The sequence below is a fragment of the Actinomadura formosensis genome, assembly GCF_050948385.1.
Taxonomy (GTDB): domain Bacteria; phylum Actinomycetota; class Actinomycetes; order Streptosporangiales; family Streptosporangiaceae; genus Spirillospora; species Spirillospora formosensis.
This window is the reverse complement of sequence record NZ_CP192011.1, coordinates 2,592,719-2,610,450: the sequence shown is the minus strand read 5'-3', so window position 1 is coordinate 2,610,450 and position 17,732 is coordinate 2,592,719. Positions and strand designations below refer to the sequence as shown.

14 protein-coding genes are annotated in these 17,732 nt (G+C 73.0%); 8 read left to right on the top strand and 6 right to left on the bottom strand.

Going from position 1 to position 17,732, the window contains the following annotated elements; genetic code table 11:
* Positions 1–15 precede the first annotated feature (15 nt).
* A complete protein-coding gene (locus tag ACQP1N_RS12330; protein WP_433231251.1) occupies positions 16–711 on the top strand; it encodes a DUF4191 domain-containing protein in 696 nt (231 codons plus the stop codon).
* A gap of 48 nt (positions 712–759) precedes the next feature.
* Here ACQP1N_RS12330 and ACQP1N_RS12325 read toward each other — a convergent pair whose 3' ends face one another.
* Complete coding sequence (locus ACQP1N_RS12325) at positions 760–1,248, bottom strand: RDD family protein (protein ID WP_433231249.1); 489 nt, start codon at positions 1,246–1,248, stop codon at positions 760–762.
* 151 nt (positions 1,249–1,399) lie between these two features.
* On the opposite strand from ACQP1N_RS12325, the gene glnA (ACQP1N_RS12320) reads away from it, so the two are divergent.
* Together glnA (ACQP1N_RS12320) and ACQP1N_RS12315 are read left to right on the top strand one after the other, a co-directional pair.
* Positions 1,400–2,824 carry a type I glutamate--ammonia ligase gene (glnA, locus tag ACQP1N_RS12320; protein ID WP_433231247.1) on the top strand — a complete coding sequence of 475 codons (1,425 nt, stop codon included), beginning with the start codon at positions 1,400–1,402 and terminating at the stop codon, positions 2,822–2,824.
* 38 nt (positions 2,825–2,862) lie between these two features.
* Positions 2,863–3,999: a Fic family protein gene (locus ACQP1N_RS12315; protein ID WP_433231245.1), complete on the top strand. Its 1,137-nt coding sequence runs from the start codon at positions 2,863–2,865 to the stop codon at positions 3,997–3,999.
* A 306-nt stretch (positions 4,000–4,305) separates the two neighbouring features.
* Here ACQP1N_RS12315 and ACQP1N_RS12310 read toward each other — a convergent pair whose 3' ends face one another.
* Both ACQP1N_RS12310 and ACQP1N_RS12305 read right to left on the bottom strand, forming a co-directional pair.
* On the bottom strand, positions 4,306–4,569 hold the full coding sequence (locus tag ACQP1N_RS12310) for a hypothetical protein (RefSeq protein ID WP_433231243.1): 264 nt from the start codon (positions 4,567–4,569) through the stop codon (positions 4,306–4,308).
* 136 nt (positions 4,570–4,705) lie between these two features.
* On the bottom strand, positions 4,706–5,947 hold the full coding sequence (locus ACQP1N_RS12305) for a helix-turn-helix domain-containing protein (protein ID WP_433231240.1): 1,242 nt from the start codon (positions 5,945–5,947) through the stop codon (positions 4,706–4,708).
* A gap of 113 nt (positions 5,948–6,060) precedes the next feature.
* Between ACQP1N_RS12305 and ACQP1N_RS12300 the strand changes: the two genes are divergently transcribed.
* From ACQP1N_RS12300 to ACQP1N_RS12290, 3 genes are all read left to right on the top strand, one after another.
* On the top strand, positions 6,061–8,193 hold the full coding sequence (locus tag ACQP1N_RS12300) for a DEAD/DEAH box helicase (protein WP_433231238.1): 2,133 nt from the start codon (positions 6,061–6,063) through the stop codon (positions 8,191–8,193).
* 68 nt (positions 8,194–8,261) lie between these two features.
* Positions 8,262–8,657 carry an OsmC family protein gene (locus ACQP1N_RS12295; protein WP_067805773.1) on the top strand — a complete coding sequence of 132 codons (396 nt, stop codon included), beginning with the start codon at positions 8,262–8,264 and terminating at the stop codon, positions 8,655–8,657.
* Between the two features lie 214 nt (positions 8,658–8,871).
* Positions 8,872–9,696 (top strand): phosphatase PAP2 family protein, encoded by an 825-nt coding sequence (locus ACQP1N_RS12290; protein WP_242608868.1) that lies wholly within the window; start codon positions 8,872–8,874, stop codon positions 9,694–9,696.
* 49 nt (positions 9,697–9,745) lie between these two features.
* Here the strand turns inward: ACQP1N_RS12290 and ACQP1N_RS12285 are convergent, their stop codons facing one another.
* On the bottom strand, positions 9,746–12,751 hold the full coding sequence (locus tag ACQP1N_RS12285) for a bifunctional [glutamine synthetase] adenylyltransferase/[glutamine synthetase]-adenylyl-L-tyrosine phosphorylase (RefSeq protein WP_067805776.1): 3,006 nt from the start codon (positions 12,749–12,751) through the stop codon (positions 9,746–9,748).
* A 27-nt stretch (positions 12,752–12,778) separates the two neighbouring features.
* On the bottom strand, positions 12,779–14,140 hold the full coding sequence (glnA, locus tag ACQP1N_RS12280) for a type I glutamate--ammonia ligase (RefSeq protein WP_433231235.1): 1,362 nt from the start codon (positions 14,138–14,140) through the stop codon (positions 12,779–12,781).
* A gap of 286 nt (positions 14,141–14,426) precedes the next feature.
* On the opposite strand from glnA (ACQP1N_RS12280), the gene ACQP1N_RS12275 reads away from it, so the two are divergent.
* On the top strand, positions 14,427–15,437 hold the full coding sequence (locus ACQP1N_RS12275; protein ID WP_433231233.1) for a terpene synthase family protein: 1,011 nt from the start codon (positions 14,427–14,429) through the stop codon (positions 15,435–15,437).
* On the opposite strand, the gene ACQP1N_RS12270 is transcribed toward ACQP1N_RS12275, so the two are convergent.
* Positions 15,389–16,402 carry an ArsR/SmtB family transcription factor gene (locus tag ACQP1N_RS12270; protein WP_067806958.1) on the bottom strand — a complete coding sequence of 338 codons (1,014 nt, stop codon included), beginning with the start codon at positions 16,400–16,402 and terminating at the stop codon, positions 15,389–15,391. The genes ACQP1N_RS12275 and ACQP1N_RS12270 overlap by 49 nt on opposite strands.
* Before the next feature lie 54 nt (positions 16,403–16,456).
* Between ACQP1N_RS12270 and ACQP1N_RS12265 the strand changes: the two genes are divergently transcribed.
* Entirely contained in the window at positions 16,457–17,716 is a 1,260-nt protein-coding gene (locus ACQP1N_RS12265) for an MDR family MFS transporter (RefSeq protein WP_433231231.1), read from the top strand.
* Positions 17,717–17,732: the final 16 nt, after the last annotated feature.

Below are 17,732 nucleotides of genomic sequence, written 5' to 3'. Positions count from 1 at the left end.
TCTATCCTTGGGGCCATGTCGAAAAAGCCGACGGACGGGGCCCAGGAGCGTCCGGGCCGTTTCAAGCAGATCCGCATGGTCGCCCAGGTGCTGCGCCAAGCCGACCCGAAGGCCCTGCCGATCGTGTTCGCCTCGGCGATCGGCACCCTGGTCGTCGTCATCCTCATCGGGCTGCTCATCGGCCAGCTGTGGTTCTTCGTGCCGCTGGCCATCCTGGCCGCGCTCGCCGTCGGCCTGATCGTCTTCGGGCAGCTGGCGCAGCGCGCACAGTACAAGGTGATCGCGGGGCAGCCGGGCGCGGCCGCCGCGATCCTGAAGAACATGCGCGGCAACTGGACGGTCACCGAGGCCGTCAGCGGGAACCGCAACCTCGACATGGTGCACCGGGCGGTGGGCCGTCCCGGGGTGGTGCTGGTGTCGGAGGGCCCCCGCAACCGCGTCGGCCAGCTCCTCGGCGCGGAGAAGAAGCGCATCTCCCGCGCCGCGCAGCAGGTGCCGATCTATGACGTGCAGGTCGGCACCGACGAGGGCCAGATCCCGGTCGACAAGCTGCAGCGCCACCTGATGAAGCTGCCCCGCAACCTGACCAAGGGGCAGGTCGCGGAACTGAACGACCGGCTGCAGGCGCTCCCCCGGTCGATGCAGATGCCGAAGGGCCCGAAGCCGAAGGGCGCGAAGATGCCGAAGGGCCCGAAGCCGAAGATGCGCTGACGCGACATGGGAAAAGCGCCCCCGCGGGGGCGCTTTCTCGTTTCCCGGCTAGCTGTTGACGACGACCGTGTTGCCGGCGCGGTCGTGCATGCCCCGGTAGTCGCGGTCCCAGAACAGCGCGGGCAGGACGAGGAGGAGCAGCGCCGTCCTGGCCAGGGCCCAGCCGAGGCCGACGGGCCGTCCGTCCAGCCGCATGACCCGGATACCGCACAGCCGCTTGCCGATCGTCGTGCCGAGGAACGCGGTGAGGATCCACGCCTGGGCACCGAAGATGACCAGCGTCCACAGGCTGCGATCGGCCTGCTCCCAGCCGAACTGGCGCGCGAGCAGGCTCGCCACCAGCATCGACAGGCCCCAGTCGACGAACAGCGCGACGAGCCGCCGGCCGTAGGACGCGACGGCGCCGCTGCCGCCGCCGGGCAGGCCGAGCCGCTCACCGGGACGGCCGAGGTCGGCGCCCGCGGCGCCCGCCCCGCTCAGCCACGTCTGCGTCCACCGCGGCCGGGCCGCCTCCTGCCGCCCTTTACCACTGCTCATGGCCTCTACGCTATCCCGTCCTTTCGGTGGCCCCGACGGGCCTCCCCCGCGCCGGGCATGACGCGTAACACGGCGGAAACATATGAGACACGACCGGGAAACGGTGCCGCCATAGCTTTCAGGAAGCCGAGAAGCGCTCAGAGGAGGCCGGATGTTCAGCAACGCCGAAGACGTCCTGAGCTACATCAGCAGCGAGGGTGTGCAATTCGTCGACTGCCGGTTCGTTGACCTGCCCGGCAAGATGCAGCACTTCACGTTCCCGGTGGAGAGTTTCGGCGAGAGCGTCTTCACCGACGGGCTGATGTTCGACGGCTCGTCCGTCCGCGGCTTCCAGGAGATCCACGAGTCGGACATGCTCCTGCTCCCCGACCCGAGCACCGCCGTCGTGGACCCGTTCCGGCAGCACAAGACCCTGAACCTGAACTTCTTCGTCCACGACCCGCTGACGGGCGAGCCCTACAGCCGCGACCCGCGCAACGTGGCGAAGAAGGCGCAGGACTACCTGCGCGGCACCGGCATCGCCGACACCTGCTACTTCGGCCCGGAGGCCGAGTTCTACATCTTCGACGACGTCCGCTTCGAAACGAGGCCGAACGCCGGCTACTACTACCTCGACTCGGTCGAGGGCGCGTGGAACACCGGCCGCGAGGAGCCCGGCGGCAACCTCGGCGCCAAGCCCCCCTACAAGGGCGGCTACTTCCCCGTCCCGCCGATGGACCACTACACCGACCTGCGCTCGGAGATGGTCGCGCAGCTCCTGGCCGCCGGCATCCATGTCGAGATGCAGCACCACGAGGTCGGCACCGCCGGCCAGGCCGAGATCGACTTCCGCTTCGACACCCTCCTGAAGACCGCCGACCAGCTCCAGCTCTACAAGTACATCGTCAAGAACGTCGCGCGCGCCGCCGGCAAGACCGTCACGTTCATGCCGAAGCCGATCTTCGGCGACAACGGCTCCGGGATGCACTGCCACCAGTCCCTCTGGAAGGACGGCGCGCCCCTGTTCTACGACGAGGTCGGCTACGCGGGCCTGTCGGACAACGCCCGCTACTACATCGGCGGCCTGCTGAGGCACGCCCCGTCCCTGCTGGCCTTCACCAACCCCACCGTCAACAGCTACCACCGCCTCGTCCCGGGCTTCGAGGCCCCGGTCAACCTGGTCTACTCCCAGCGCAACCGCTCGGCCTGCATCCGCATCCCGATCACCGGCTCGAACCCGAAGGCCAAGCGCGTCGAGTTCCGCGTCCCGGACCCGTCCTGCAACCCGTACCTGGCCTTCTCCGCGATGCTGATGGCCGGCCTGGACGGCATCCGCAACAAGATCGAGCCCCCCGAGCCGATCGACAAGGACCTCTACGAGCTCCCGCCCGAGGAGGCCCGCGCCATCCCCCAGGTCCCCGGCTCCCTGCCCGAGGTCCTCGCGGCCCTGGAGTCCGACCACGACTACCTCCTTGAGGGCGGCGTCTTCACCCCCGACCTCATCGAGACCTGGATCACCATGAAGAACGAGTTCGAACTCGACCCCATCCGCCTCCGCCCCCACCCCCACGAATTCGAGCTCTACTACGACATCTGAGTTTGACGCAATGATTGCGTCAAACTATCATCACTTCCATGCTGTTCCCGACCCCTGCGCTCACCCGCGAGGACAAGCGCGTACTCGGCGAGATCGAGCGGATGCGCGACGCACTTCGGCACCAGGTGCGCGCCGCCCCCTCGAAGTGGACGCAGGGGTTGCGGAAGTTCCTCACCGCCGACGCCGTAGCGGCGTCCAACTCCATCGAGGGCTTCAAGGTCGCCACGGTGGACGTCGAGGACCTCATGGAAGGCGAACGTGACGTCGAGGTCTCCGAGGAGGACCGCGAAGAGACTCTCGCCTACCAGCGGATGATGACCTACATCCAGAGCCTTCACGACGTCGAGGACTTCTCTTACGGCAAGGGGTTCCTCAACGCCCTGCACTGGATGCTCCAGGGACACCGCCACGCCCCGCGCAAGCCCGCCGGGCAGTGGCGCCGCGGCCCCGTCTACATCACCGACGCACGAGACCCGAGCATCGCCGCCTACACGGGACCGGACGCCGACGAGGTCCCCGCCCTCATGCAAGAGCTGGTCGACTGGCTCAACGACGAGGACGATGCCCATCCGCTGGTCCGGGCGGCGATGGCCCACCTCCACCTCGTCTCGATCCATCCCTGGGCCGACGGCAACGGCCGCATGTCCCGTTCCCTGCAAACGTTGGTGATCGCCCGGGAGGGAGTGCTGGCCCCCGAGTTCTCCTCCATCGAGGCCTGGCTCGGACGGCCGGGCAACACCTGGGAGTACTACCGCGAACTCGCCGGCCGAGGCGCGAAATACCTTCCCGACCAGGACGTCTCGAACTGGGTCCGGTTCAACCTCACCGCGTACCACCAGCAGGCCCAGACGGTACGGGGCCGCTTCGATCGAGCCGCCGGGGTCTGGAAGGCGCTGGCCGCGTTCGTGGAGCGGACCGGCCGGGACGAGCGGAACATCTCAGCCTTGCACGACGTCGCCATGAGCGGCCGCGTCCGCCGCCTGCGCTACGAGCACGCCGAAGGGCTCAGTCTCCAGCAGGCTCAGCGCGACCTCCGCGACCTCGTCGCCGCCGAGATCCTGGCCCCGGTCGGACGAACGAGAGCCCGCTACTACACCGCCGGGCCCCGCTTCCCGCAGGACGCATTGGGCATCGCGGGCACGCCCATGACCTTGACCGACCCCTACGCCACCTGAGGACGGTCCGCACCCGGTCCCGCCACCGTGGCGGGGGCGCCGGGGCGCGGGCGGGTGCGGGGAGCCGCGCGGCGATCTCCGCGCACGCCCTGGCCGGGTCGTGGCACGGTGCGAGCGGGACGCCGGTGGAGGAGATGAACCACGGCACGCCGCCCACGCCCGCCTTCACCCGGATGCTCTCCCCGACCACCGGCGCGTCGGGCGCGAAGATCCGCAGCCGGGGAGGGGACTCCGCGTAGCGCCGCGTCGCGTGCCAGCCGTCCGCGGTCAGGGCCTCGCTCAGCCGGTCGAGGAAGTACGGGGCGTTCATCCGGTGCGCCAGACGATCGCGCCGGTGGCCTCGTCCAGCCACGCCTCACCGACCGTGCGCAGGTCGACGTACCGGGGGGTGCCGTCCGGCGCGAGCGCGACCCGCCGCACCTTCCCCCGGCCCCGCGGCTCCAAGTCCCGCAGCGCCCGGTGCACGTTCCGGATCGCGCGGTCCTTGTCATCGGTCACCCCGCCCTGCCCGGCATCGGACGCGCGGACGTCCCACGCGTACAACTCTGGTGGCTCTTTCCTGCACGGCATGCGCAACGCGCCCTCCTGCTCGTGTTCGTCACGTGACGGAGAGCATGCGCTCCGTCACGCAGAGGAGGAGGCGCAGTCCGCGACCGTAGGTGGAGGGGTGCGGTTCGCGCCCCTCGGCGCGGGACGCGGAGTGCCGCTAGACGGGGAGGCCGAGGAGGCGCGCGAAGGTGCGGGCGCGGCGGTCGATCATGGGGCCGCCGTGGTCCACGGCGTCCGAGGCCATCTGCCGTGCCTCGGGCGAGTAGTGCACCGAGTCGTTGCACACCGGGTAGGCGCGTTCCAGCCAGTCCAGCGCGGCGGAGTGGTCGCGCTGCCGGTGGTAGGTGCGGGCCGTCTCCACCATGAGGCGGGCACGGCGTTCACGGCTCGGGATCGTGTCCGGGTCGATGTGGCGCGCCTCGTCGCGCGCGGCCGTGGACTTGGACAGATCAGCACGGACGGACACCGCGTGTACCGCCACGTTGGACGCGCCGAACTGCGTCCACGGGTGGTGGTAGCCCGGAGGGAGCCGCTCCACGATCGCCTGGGCCTCGTCGAGGTGGCGGAGCGCGTCGCCCTCCCGGCCGTCCCGGGCGCTGGACGTGGCCGCATGGAGGTGCAGTGCGCCGCACATGGCCTGGAGTTCCACGGGGCCGTCTTCAAGGCGGGGCCGCAGAAGGTCGGCCGCCTCACCGGTGAGTTGCAGCGCGCCGTCCACGTCGCCCATGGATCGGTGAACGATCGCCAGCGTCCACGCGGCCCCGGCCAGCGGGATCGGCCGGTCCGCGGCGTGGGCGGCGGTCACGCCGCGGTCGGCGACCACCCAGATGAGTTCGGGTTCGGCCGCCCAGACGAGTTCGTGCTGGACGAGCGCGTAGACGTCGGCCAGGACCGCGTTCGCGGTCCTGCGTTCCTCGCCTGCGGTGACCCTGGCCGCGATACGGGCGTCCCGGAGGAGGGAGGGGAGGATCCGCCCGACGTCGGTCCGGTGGGTGGGCGAGCCGTGCCAGAGCCGCCATGCCTGCGAGGTGCGGGCCGCCAGCGCCGGGACATCGGCACGCGTGTCCGCGACGGCGAGCAGCGGTTCCCGGACGGCGTCGCGGATCGCCGGGATCGCGGCGTGCGGGATGCGGGAGAACGAGGCGAGCGGTATGGACGCCGCATCGCCGATGTTCATGTCGGTTCCCGCGAGCAGCGCGACGTCCCCCACGCCGAGCGCCTCGGCCAGCCTGACCAGGGTGGGCAGGCGGGGCGGGAGGCGGCGGCCGTTCTCGATGCCCTTGAGCCAGGACGCGGATCTCCCGATAAGCCCGGCCAGCGTCGGCCGTGTCAGGCCGCGGCGCTCGCGAATGAGCTGAATGCGCTCGCCGGTCCTCTTCCCCGCCAGATCATCGAACATCGTCGCCTCCGCCGTCCGCCGCTTCCAGGCTAGGCGTGGGCGCCGTGGATTTCCCGGAGAACGGCCGGATGGGGACCTGGCATGATGTGCGGGGATTTCGGGTGAGGAGCGGGATGGCGTACGAGGCCGGGGACGTCCTGCGGGACGGGCATTCGCTGCTGGGGGCCGCGCGTGAGCTGCTGGCCGACCATCGGCGCGCCCTCGCCGACGTGCACCGGGCGCTCGCGCCCTTGCGCGAGGGGGCGGCGCGGGAGCAGCTCGCGTCGATTCCCCTCGCCCGGTTGAAGGACGTCACGGACGGGCGGCTGCGCCTCGGGCCGCTTGAGGAGGCGGGGTTCACCAGCGTTGCGGACGTCCTCGCCGCGACCCCGTACCGGCTTCAACTCCTGCCGGGGATCGGGCCGCAGACCGCGCAGCAGTTGCACGCGGCGGCGGGGAGCCTGGCGGAGGCGGCGGAACAGTCGGCGGGTATCCGGATCGACGCCGACCGGCGGGACGAGGCGCTGACGCCGCTGGTCGTGGCGCTGCACCGGCTGGTCGACGCCGGGCCGGAGCTGGCGCGCGCCCGCGCCGCCGCCGAGGAGGTGGAGGAGCGGATCGGGCCGCTGGTCCACGACGCGCGCCCGGCGGGGTCGTGGTGGCGGCGGGTCCTCGCGCGGCCGGCGAAGCGGGAGCGGGCCCGGCGGGCGGTCGGCGAGCTGGCGGAGGCCCTGCGCCGGGCACGGGGCACCGGGCTGCTGATCTCGCAGGCGTCGGTGGATCTGCTGCGCCCGCACGTCTCGCCGGACGAGGCGTGGATCGACTTCGAGCTGCGGGCGTCCGACTACCAGACCCTCCTCGCCGAGCTGGCCGCGCTGGAGCCCGAGCAGGACGCCGCCGAAGGCTTCCTCCCGGGTGATCTGGCGGCACGCGTCAAGGCGCAGCCGCTCGACGACACGTTCCGGCGGGTGTCGCTGCGCGGTTACCAGTCGTTCGGGGCGCGGTTCGCGCTCGCCCAGCGGCGGGTGGTCCTCGGCGACGAGATGGGGCTGGGGAAGACGATCCAGGCGATCGCCGCGATCGCCCATCTGCGGGCCGAGGGCGCGACGCACTTCCTGGTGGCGTGCCCGGCGAGCGTGCTGATCAACTGGGTCCGGGAGATCGAGACGCGCAGTTCGATCGCCGCGCATCCGCTGCACGGCGGCGGACGGGCGGCGGCGCAGCGCAGCTGGATCGCGGAGGGCGGCATCGCGGTGACGACGCTGGCGACGCTCCACAGCCTCGACGTCCCGGACGGCGTCGGCCTCGGCATGTTCGTCGTGGACGAGGCCCACTACGCCAAGAACCACGAGACGCGGCGGGCGCGGGCCGTCGCCGCGTGGTGCGGGCGGACGGAACACGTCCTCTTCCTCACCGGCACCCCGATGGAGAACCGGGTGGAGGAGTTCCGCAGCCTGGTCGCCCACCTGCGTCCCGAGACGGCCGAGCGGATCCGCCCGGGGGACGCGGCGATGGGCGCGCGGGCGTTCCGGTCGGCGGTCGCGCCGGTCTACCTGCGGCGCAACCAGCAGGACGTGCTCGTCGAGCTGCCCGAGGTCGTGCACGTGGACGAGTGGGAGGAGTTCAGCGCGGCGGACGAGGCCGCCTACCGGGCCGCGGTGATCGAGGGCAACTTCATGGCGATGCGCCGCGCCGCGTACGCCGTCCCGGACGGGTCGGCCAAGCTCGGCCGGCTGCGGGAACTGGTCCAGGAGGCCGCCGAGAACGAGCTGAAGGTCGTGGTGTTCTCCTACTTCCGGGACGTGCTGGCCGCCGTCCGCGACGCCCTCGGCCCGCACGCGCGCGGGCCGATCTCGGGCGGCACTCCGGTGCCGCGCCGCCAGGAGATCGTGGACGCGTTCACCCGCGAGCGCGGGCACGCCGTCCTGCTGGCGCAGATCCAGGCGGGCGGGGTCGGGCTGAACCTGCAGGCCGCCTCGGTGGTGATCATCTGCGAGCCGCAGGTGAAGCCGACCATGGAGACGCAGGCGGTCGCCCGCGCGCACCGGATGGGGCAGGTGCGGACCGTGCAGGTGCACCGGCTGCTGACTCCCGGCACGGTGGACGAGCGGATGCTGGAGATCCTCCAGGTCAAGACCAGGCTGTTCGACGAGTACGCGCGGCGCAGCGATCTGGCGGAGCGGACCCCGGACGCGGTCGACATCTCCCAGCAGGAGCTCGCGCGGCAGATCGTCGCGGAGGAGCGGGAGCGGCTGGGCGCGTCCTGAAACAGGGGAAGAACAGCCGGGACGCCCGTGTTGACGTGGCGAAGATCAGACGATCGGAAGGGGATGTCATGGCCGAGGTCAGGGTGGAGCGCACCGAGGACGGGTTCCAGGCCGTCAACGCGCGGGGCGCGCGGGTCGCGATCGGCGACGGGGACACCGAGGGCGTCTTCACACCGGTCGAGCTGCTGCTGGCGGCGCTCGGCGGCTGCGAGCTGGTCACCGTGGAGCCGCTGACGGCCAAACGCGGGCACCGGATGGCGCGGCTCGCCGCGACCGTCCAGGCGGACAAGATCGCGACGAGCATGCTGGGCACGATCACGATCACCTACGATGTCGAACTCCCCGCGGGGGATGACAAGGCCGAGGACGTGCTGAAGGCCGTCGCCGGGCGCGTGCACGCGAAGTACTGCACGGTCGGCAGCGCGTTGCGCGAACCGATGAAGGTCGAGCAGGTCGTCCCGTAACGGAAACGTGCCCGTCCCCCGGAAAGGAAGATCACTCTGGCGTCCCCGGGGCCCTCCCCCGAAAGTCCGGATGCCCCCTCAGGGTCGTACTACTCAAGACTGAGATGAAGACCGTCCGGCGTGGTGATCTCATCCAGGGGGCCGTGGGGCAAAGATAGGTATCATGGCTCAACCAGCCCCCCCAGCAGTCCGCAGAGGCCACGGGGTCGCGAGAATGCGGCACCGGGCGCTCGCCGCGCCACCGGTGTGGCGTGAGCTCCTGCTGGTCGTGCTCTTCTACACCGGATATACGCTCACGCGCGTCGTCCTGGTCCAGGACGGGACGGCCCCGGCGTTCGCCCACGCCCACGAGATCATGCGCCTGGAACGTTATCTGGGACTGGACGTCGAGCTGCACCTGAACCAGACGCTGCTGGCCGTGCCGTGGCTGGCGCGGGCCGCCAACATCTTCTACGCCACGATGCACTTCATCGTGACGCTCGGCGTCGTCGTCTGGCTGTACCGCTACCGGCCGCAGCACTACCGGTGGCTCCGCACGTCCATCATGTTCGCCACCGGGGTGGCGCTGCTCGGGTTCTGGCTGTATCCGCTGGCGCCGCCGCGGTTCCTGCACACCGCGGGCTTCGTCGACCCGGTGACCGCGCTGCACTCGCTCGGCCTGTACGCCAGCGACGCGTCCGGGAGCCTGACCAACCAGTACGCGGCGATGCCGTCGATGCACGCCGGCTGGGCGCTGTGGTGCGGGCTCATCCTGGTCAGGCTGACGACGCAGAAGTGGATCAAGGTCCTGGGCGTGCTCTACCCGGCGACGACCGTGTTCGTGATCCTGTCCACCGCCAACCACTACGTGCTGGACGCGGTGGCCGGGATGGCGCTGATCAGCGGCGCCCTCTGGGTGTCCTGGTTCCTCTACCTGCGGTGCCCCGTGCCGCTCATCCTCGCGCGGGCCCAGATCACGCACCGGCTGGCGCAGCGCACCGGGCGGTCCGCGGGCGGCTCCAGGGCGGGTTCCGCCGCCTGCCGCACGGGCCGCTCCTGACCGGCCTACCGCACCGGGAGTAGCTACTTCCCCGGGAGTACGCGGCGGCTCAGTCTGAGCCGTAGAACACGCGGTCGACGACGGCCCGCGCGCGGCGGGTGTGGCGGCGGTGGTCCTCCAGCAGGTCCCCCGGCCCCGGATAGCCGAGGACGCGGGCGACGGCGCTGCGCTCCCGGTGGTGATCGGTCGGCAGCAGGTCGGACGCGCGGCCCCGCACCAGCGTGATCGCCCCCCGGATGCGGGTGGCCAGGCACCACGCCCGCGCGAGGACGTCGGCGTCGGCGGCGTCCAGCAGCCGGGCCCGGACGGCCGCGTCCAGCGCGTCCAGGGTGCGGGTCGTGCGCAGCCCCGGCACCTCGTGGGCGTGCTGAAGCTGGAGGAGCTGCGCGACCCACTCGACGTCCGCGAGGCCGCCCGGCCCGAGCTTGGTGTGCAGCCGCCGCTCGGCGCCGCGCGGCAGCCGCTCGGACTCCATCCGCGCCTTCAGCCGGCGGATCTGCCGGACGGCGTCGTCGTCGATGCCGTCCTCCGGCCAGCGGACCGGGTCGATCAGCGCGCGGAACCGCTCGCGCAGCCCCTCGTCCCCGACCAGCGGGTCGGCGCGCAGCAGCGCCTGCGCCTCCCAGGGCTCCGACCAGCGGGCGTAGTAGGCGGCGTAGGACGCCAGCGTCCGCACCAGCGGCCCCTGCCGGCCCTCCGGGCGCAGGTCCGGGTCGACCACGAGCGGCGGGTCGGGGGCGGGCAGCGCGAGGAGGCGGCGCAGCTCCTCGGCGACCGCGTGGGCGGCGCGTCCGGCCGCGCCCTCGTCCGCGCCGGGCAGCGGCTCGTGCACGAACATCACGTCGGCGTCGCTGCCGTAGCCGAGTTCGTGGCCGCCGAACCGGCCCATCGCGACGACGGCCAGCCGGGTCGGCAGCGGCTCCCCCGACCGCATCTCGATCTTGGTCGCGGCGGCCTGCAGGGCGGCCTCGATCGTGACGGTCGCGATGCCGGTGAGGGCCTCCCCGACCGTCCGGACGCCGGCCAGGCCGAGCAGGTCGGCGGCGGCGACCCGGAACAGCTCGCGGCGGCGCAGCGCGCGCAGCACGCCGACCGCCTCCTCGGCCGGGCGGCTCCCCTCGGCGTGCCGCCGGACGGTGGCCAGCGCCTCCGCGCGCAGCGCCGCGCCCGCACGCGGGGTCAGGTCACCGTCGCCGCCGAGCAGCGCGACCGCCTCGGGGGCGCGCAGCAGCAGGTCGGTGGCGTACCGGCTGGACCCGAGCACCCACGCCATGCGCTCGGCGACGCCCACCTCGTCGCGCAGCAGCCGCAGATACCAGGGCGTGGTGCCGAGCGCCTCGCTGACCTGCCGGAACCCGAGCAGGCCCGCGTCGGGGGTGGGCGCGTCGGCGAACCAGCCGAGCATCACCGGCAGCAGCGTCCGCTGGATCGCGGCGCGCCGCGACACGCCCGCGGTCAGCGCCTCGATGTGCCGCAGCGCGCCCGCCGGGTCGGCGTAGCCGAGCGCCTCCAGCCGGGTGCGGGCCGCCTGCGGGGTGAGCCTCGCCTCCTCCCCCGGCAGCCGCGCCACGGCCCGCAGCAGCGGCCGGTAGAACAGCTTCTCGTGGATGCGGCGGACCTCGCGGGCGTGCCGCCGCCACAGCGCGGTGAACTCCCCGACCGGGTCGGTGCGCAGCCCGAGGGCGCGGCCGAGGCGGCGCAGGCCGTCCTCGTCGGCCGGGACGAGATGGGTCCGGCGCAGCCGGTGCAGCTGGACGAGATGCTCCACCCGCCGCAGGAACCGGTACGCCGAGGCCAGCGCCGCCGCGTCGTCGCGTCCGACATAGCCGCCCCGCGACAGGTCGGCCAGGGCGTCCAGCGTGGTCGGGCTGCGGAGCGTCTCGTCGGCGCGGCCGTGCACGAGCTGGAGCAGCTGCACCGAGAACTCGACGTCCCGCAGCCCGCCGGGGCCGAGTTTGAGCTGCCGCTCGGAGTCGGCGGTGCGCCGCCCCAGGTCGGCCTCGACACGGCGCCGCATGGCCTGGACGTCCTCGACGAAGCTCTCCCCCTCGGCCGCCTTCCACACGATCGGGGTGATCGTGTCGAGGTAGCGGGCGCCGAGATCGGCGTCCCCGGCGACGGGGCGGGCCTTCAGCAGCGCCTGGAACTCCCACGTCTCGGCCCACCGCTCGTAGTAGGCGCGGTGGCTGGCGAGGGTCCGCACGAGCGGCCCCGCCCTGCCCTCGGGACGCAGCGCCGCGTCCACCTCCCAGAGCGCGCCCTCCTCGGTGCCGGCCGAGCACGCCCGCATCGTCGCCGACGCCAGCCGGGTCGCGGTGCGCAGCGCGGCGGCCTCGTCCCGGCCCTCGCGCGCCTCGGCCACGAAGACCACGTCGACGTCGCTGACGTAGTTCAGCTCGCGGCCCCCGCACTTGCCCATGCCGATCACGGCGAGCCGGCAGGTGTCGTGCCCGGGGACGCCGGCGCGGGCGATCGCGAGCCCGGCTTCGAGCGCGGCGGCGGCGAGGTCGGCCAGTTCGGCGGCGACCTCGGCGACGTCCGCGACGCCGATGAGGTCGCGTCCGGCCAGGGCGAGCAGACGCCGGCGGTAGGCGACCCGGAGGGCGGCGAGGGCGTCGCCGGCGGAGGCGACGGGCTCCCCGGCGGACGGGTCGGCGCCCACGGCGGCCAGCAGGTCGTCCCGGGGGCTCCCGGCCGGCGCGCCCGGGCCGTCGCGCAGTACCCGCCAGTGGCCGGGGTGCCGGGCCAGATGGTCGCCGAGCGCGGCGCTCACCCCGAGGACGGTGGTGACCCGCTCCCGCGTCCCCGGCTCGTCGGCGAGCGCCGCGCGCAGCCCGTCATCGGCGGACTCCAGCAGGCGCAGCAGCCCGTCCAGCGCGAGGTCGGGATCGGCGGTGCCGCCGAGGGCGTCGAGCAGGTCGTCGCCGGGCCGGGAGCCGGCGGCGCGCTCGGCGGCGCGCAGCAGCCGCTCCGCGCGGGGCACGTCGGTGAAGCCGAGCCGTGCCAGGCGCCCGGCGAGGGAGGAACGGCGTTCGGGAGTCCGCGACTCGGTCACAGGACCAACCGTAATCCGGCGGCCCGCTCAGAGCACCGCCAGCAGCCGCCTGCGCTCGAACTCGGTCACCTGCCGCCGGTACTCCTCCCACTCCTGCCGCTTGTTGCGCAGGAAGAAGTCGAACACGTGCTCGCCGAGGACGTCCGCCATCAGCTCGCTGCGCTCCATCGCGTGGATCGCCTCGTCCAGGTTCTGCGGCAGCGGCTCGATGCCGAGGGCGCGCCGCTCGGCGGGCGTCAGCGCCCACACGTCGTCCTCGGCGCCCGGCGGCAGCTCGTAGCCCTCCTCGATGCCCTTGAGCCCGGCGCCGAGGATCGCCGCGAACGCCAGGTACGGGTTCGCGGCGCTGTCCAGCGACCGGAACTCGATGCGGGTCGAGTGCCCCTTGTGCGGCTTGTACATGGGGACGCGGACGAGCGCGGACCGGTTGTTGTGCCCCCAGCAGATGTAGGACGGGGCCTCTCCCCCGGCGCCGGCGGCCGACCCGACGTTGCCCCACAGCCGCTTGTAGGAGTTGACCCACTGGTTGCACACCGCGGTGATCTCCGCGGAGTGCCGCAGCAGCCCCGCGATGAACGCCCGCCCGACCTTGGACAGCTTGTACTCCGCGCCCGGCTCGTAGAAGGCGTTGCGGTCGCCCTCGAACAGCGACATGTGGGTGTGCATGCCCGAGCCGGGGTGCTCGGTGAAGGGCTTCGGCATGAAGGTCGCGTGCACGCCCTGCTCCAGCGCGACCTCCTTCATCACCAGCCGGAACGTCATGATGTTGTCGGCGGTGGTGAGCGCGTCGGCGTACCGGAGGTCGATCTCCTGCTGGCCTGGGGCGCCCTCGTGGTGGCTGTACTCCACCGAGATGCCCATCGCCTCCAGCATCATGATCGCGTTGCGCCGGAAGTCGTGCGCGGCGCTGTGCGGGGTGTGGTCGAAGTAGCCGCCCGCGTCCGCCGGCTCGGGCTCGCTTCCGTCCTCCGGCCGGTCGTTGAGCAGGAAGAACTCGATCTCGGGATGGGTGTAGAAGGTGAACCCGAGGTCGGCGGCGCGGGCCAGCGCCCGCTTGAGGACGTACCGGGGGTCGGCGAAGCTCGGCGCCCCGTCCGGCATGAGGATGTCGCAGAACATGCGGGCCACGCCGGGCGACTCCGACCGCCAGGGCAGCACCTGGAACGTGGACGGATCCGGCTTGGCGATCATGTCGGCCTCGTACACCCGGGCGAAGCCCTCGATCGCCGACCCGTCGAAGCCGATGCCCTCGCCGAAGGCGCCCTCCAGTTCGGCGGGGGCGACGGCCACCGACTTCAGGAACCCGAGCACGTCGGTGAACCACAGCCGGATGAAGCGGATGTCGCGCTCCTCCAGCGTGCGGAGCACGAACTCCTGCTGACGCTCCAAAGCCTTCTCCCTCGATACTGCCCTGCCGGCGACATGGGGCGGGGACTCATGCCGGCCGCGAGAGACGGTCCGGCCCACCTCGAAGTATGCCCGGCGGCTGTTACCGCGACGTTACGCCTGACCATTCCCGCTGACCGGAACATATCCGACTACTCACCCTCCCCGATCCGTGTCGCGGCCGGATCGGGGCGGCCGGTTCCATGACCGTTCATGGAGATCCGTTTCCCGGGATTTGACGTGCCGGTCCCGCTCGCCCGGCGAAGTGATCGTTAGCGTGGGCAGGGCCGTGGACATCTCTCTTCTTCTCTCGACGGCCGACCGGGTGAGCGCGCTGGCGACCCCGTCGGCCGTGCATCCTGAGTCGAGCCGGCTGTGCGCGCAGGTGGAGGGCTGGGCACGCGACCTGGGCCTGGTAATCGCGGATCCGGACGCCTCGCCCCTCGGCCGGGCCCGCTGCGGCCGGCTCGCCGCCCGCGCGTTCCCCTCCGCAGGCCCCGCCGGCGTGGACCTGTTCGCCCGCTGGCTGACCTGGGCGCTCGCGCTGGACGACACGCTGGACCGGGCGCCGTTCGCGGGCAGCGGCAGCGCCGTGCACGCCCTGTACGACGACCTGCTGCGCGCGATGCGGCGGGGCCACCCCCGTCCGGGTGCCCGTCCGCTGGAGGCGGCGCTGGTGGAGCTGTGGCACGCCACCACGTCCAGGGGCATGAGCCGCGACTGGCGGCGCCGGTTCGGGCTGCGACTGGAGGCGCACCGGGACGGGTGCGCGGAGGAGGCGGTCAACCGCCGGATCCGGCACGTCCCGACGGAGGCGGAGTACGCGCCGCTGCGCCGCCGGGCGTGCGCGCCGTTCCTGTACGACCTGATCGAGCCGGTCCTCGGGGTCGAACTGCCGGCGCGGCTGCTGCGCACACCCCCGTGGAAGACCCTCACCGACGGCGTCGCGGACGCCGTCGCCTGGTCCAACGACCTCGCCTCGCACGATCTGGAGTCGGCCCGCGGCGACGTCCACGACCTGCCCGCCGTCCTGTCCCGGGCGCACGGGCTGGACGCCGCGCAGGCCGCCGCGGCGGTCACCGGCAAGATCACCGACCGGCTGGAGGAGGCGGGCACGGCGGCGCGGCGGCTGCCCGCGATGCTCGACCGGCTGGAGCTGACCGTCGCGCAGCGCGCCGCCGCCGCGCAGGTCGTCACGGTGCTGCTGGCCGTCCCGCGCGCCCACCTGGACTGGCTCGCCGAGACCGGCCGCTACGAGCCCGGCACGCCGCGCGTGGACGCGCTCGCCTCGCTGCCCTGACCGCCGGCGAGGGCGTCACCGGCGGGCGTGCGGACGTACAGGACACGGCGTCCCATCCGGTGCCCGGTGACGAGCCCGCAGGCGCGCAGCACACCGAGATGCTGGCTGACCGCTCCCGCCGTCACGCCCAGCCGCCCGGCCAGATCGGTGGTCGACGCGGGTGTGGCGAGCGCGGCCAGAAGGGCGGCGCGGCGGCGGCCGATGAGCGCGGCGAGCGCCTCCTCCCGGGCCCCGGCCGGGCGCCCGGTCTCCCAGAGCGTCGCCACACCGCGCGGCGGGTAGCTGAGCAGCGGCTGGTAGGGCGGCACCATCACCGACACGCTCGGCCACACGAACACGCTCGGGACGAGCAGCATCCCGCGTCCGGCGAGCTCGCCGCGGAAGCTCCAGGCCCGCTCGACCGACAGCGTCCCGGCGCGCCAGGAGACCGTCTCGTGCAGGTCCCCGAACACCCCGGCGGTGCCGGACGCGGTCAGGGCGCGCGTGCGGCGCAGCACGTCGCCCTCCAGCAGGTCGGTGATGCGCGGCCAGAACGGCTCGACGGCGGCGGCCCAGTAGTGTTCGAGGAGGCCGACGAGCGTCCGGAGGGTGCGCCCGGGGTCGGCGGCCATCTCCGCGCGCCGCCGTCCCGGCCGCCGCACCCGGTCGCCGCTCAGCAGTTCGGCCACGACCACGTCGGGTGGAGTGGCCAGGACGGTCTCCAGTTCGGCGGCCAGGTCGGGCAGCGGGCTCTCCGGCGGCGGGGTCAGGAAGTCGGGGGCGTACCCGGTGGGCGGGACCACCTCCAGCAGCGGCTCCAGATCGAGCCCGCGCAGCCGGGGCCGGACGGCGTGCACCCAGGGCAGGTGCAGCGCGTGCCCGGACGGGTCGCCGAGCACCCGCAGGCTCAGCACCATCTCCCACAGCGGCGAGAACGCGAACCGGACGCGGGCCACATCGTCCGGCGCGAACACGAACTCAATCATTTAGCCCAGGCTAAATGAATACCGCGCACCCGGTGGAGCGCCCACCATCGTGCAGTGACCACTCTGGAAGACACTCCTGTCGGTCCCGTTCCGGGGCGGCTCGCGGCGTTCCTGCATCCGCGGGTCGGCGGACTCCCCCGGCATTTCTGGGTGCTGTGGGCCGGGACGCTGCTCAACCGGCTCGGCACCATGGTCGAGCCGTTCCTCGGCCTCTACCTGACCACCGCCCGGGGGTTGTCGCTGGCCCAGGCCGGCGTGGTGCTGGCGGTGCTCGGCGCGGGCTCGCTCGGCGGCCAGATGGCCGGCGGCGCGCTCGCCGACCGGCTCGGCCGGCGCGCGACGCTGACGCTCGCGACCGTCGGCACCGGCACCGCGATGCTCGCGCTCGGCTACGCGCAGGGGTTCGCCGCGATCGTCGCGGCGGCGCTGCTGCTCGGCGTCCTGCTGGACATGTACCGGCCGGCCGCGCAGGCGATGGTCGCCGACGTCATCTCCCCGGCGGACCACCCGCGCGCGTTCGGGCTGCTGTTCTGGGCGGTCAACCTGGGCTGGGCGGTCGCGATGGTGCTCGGCGGGGCGCTCGCGCAGGAGGGCTTCCTGTGGCTGTTCTGGATCGACGCGCTCACCTGCGCCGGGTTCGGGATCCTGGTGTGGCGGGCCGTCCCCGAGACGCGGTCGCGGGACGCCCGTGCCGGGGACTCCGGCGGGTTCGGGCGGGTGCTGCGCGACCGGGTCATGGTCTGCTACGTGCTGATCACCCTCGTCTACACCTTCGTCCTGATGCAGGGCATGACGACGATGCCGCTGGCCATGAAGGAGGACGGGCTCGGCCCGCGGGCCTACGGCCTCGCGATCGGCGCGAACGGGGTGCTGATCATCATCGTCCAGCCGCTGGTCAACGCGTGGCTGACGCGGCGCGACCACAGCCTGGTGCTGGCCGCGGGATTCGCCCTGGTCGGGATCGGCTACGGGCTCACCTCGCTGGCGTCGACGGTGGCCGCCTACACCGCGACGATCCTGGTGTGGACGCTCGGGGAGATCGCCGCCGCGGCCGTCCTGCAGGCCGTCGTCGCCGATCTCGCGCCCGCCGGCCTGCGCGGCCGGTACGGCGGCCTGTACGGGATGGCGTGGTCGGGCGGCTTCCTGCTGGCGCCGCTCGGCGGCACCCAGCTGCTCGGCTCGGGCGGAGCCATCATGCTGTGGCTGACCTGCGCGGGCCTGGCGTTCACCGCGGCGGCGGCACAGCTCGCGCTCGCCCCCGCGATCAGGCGGCGCCGCGCCGCGGTCCTCGACACGTCCTTCTCGTCAAAGTGACGAAACCGCCTCCGAC

Coding starts and splice junctions, on each gene's coding strand:
- ACQP1N_RS12330 (WP_433231251.1), top strand. CDS start 16: ATGTCGAAAAAGCCGACGGACGGGGCCCAGGAGCGTCCGGGCCGTTTC.
- ACQP1N_RS12325 (WP_433231249.1), bottom strand. CDS start 1,248: ATGAGCAGTGGTAAAGGGCGGCAGGAGGCGGCCCGGCCGCGGTGGACG.
- glnA (WP_433231247.1), top strand. CDS start 1,400: ATGTTCAGCAACGCCGAAGACGTCCTGAGCTACATCAGCAGCGAGGGT.
- ACQP1N_RS12315 (WP_433231245.1), top strand. CDS start 2,863: ATGCTGTTCCCGACCCCTGCGCTCACCCGCGAGGACAAGCGCGTACTC.
- ACQP1N_RS12310 (WP_433231243.1), bottom strand. CDS start 4,569: ATGCCGTGCAGGAAAGAGCCACCAGAGTTGTACGCGTGGGACGTCCGC.
- ACQP1N_RS12305 (WP_433231240.1), bottom strand. CDS start 5,947: ATGTTCGATGATCTGGCGGGGAAGAGGACCGGCGAGCGCATTCAGCTC.
- ACQP1N_RS12300 (WP_433231238.1), top strand. CDS start 6,061: ATGGCGTACGAGGCCGGGGACGTCCTGCGGGACGGGCATTCGCTGCTG.
- ACQP1N_RS12295 (WP_067805773.1), top strand. CDS start 8,262: ATGGCCGAGGTCAGGGTGGAGCGCACCGAGGACGGGTTCCAGGCCGTC.
- ACQP1N_RS12290 (WP_242608868.1), top strand. CDS start 8,872: ATGCGGCACCGGGCGCTCGCCGCGCCACCGGTGTGGCGTGAGCTCCTG.
- ACQP1N_RS12270 (WP_067806958.1), bottom strand. CDS start 16,402: ATGATTGAGTTCGTGTTCGCGCCGGACGATGTGGCCCGCGTCCGGTTC.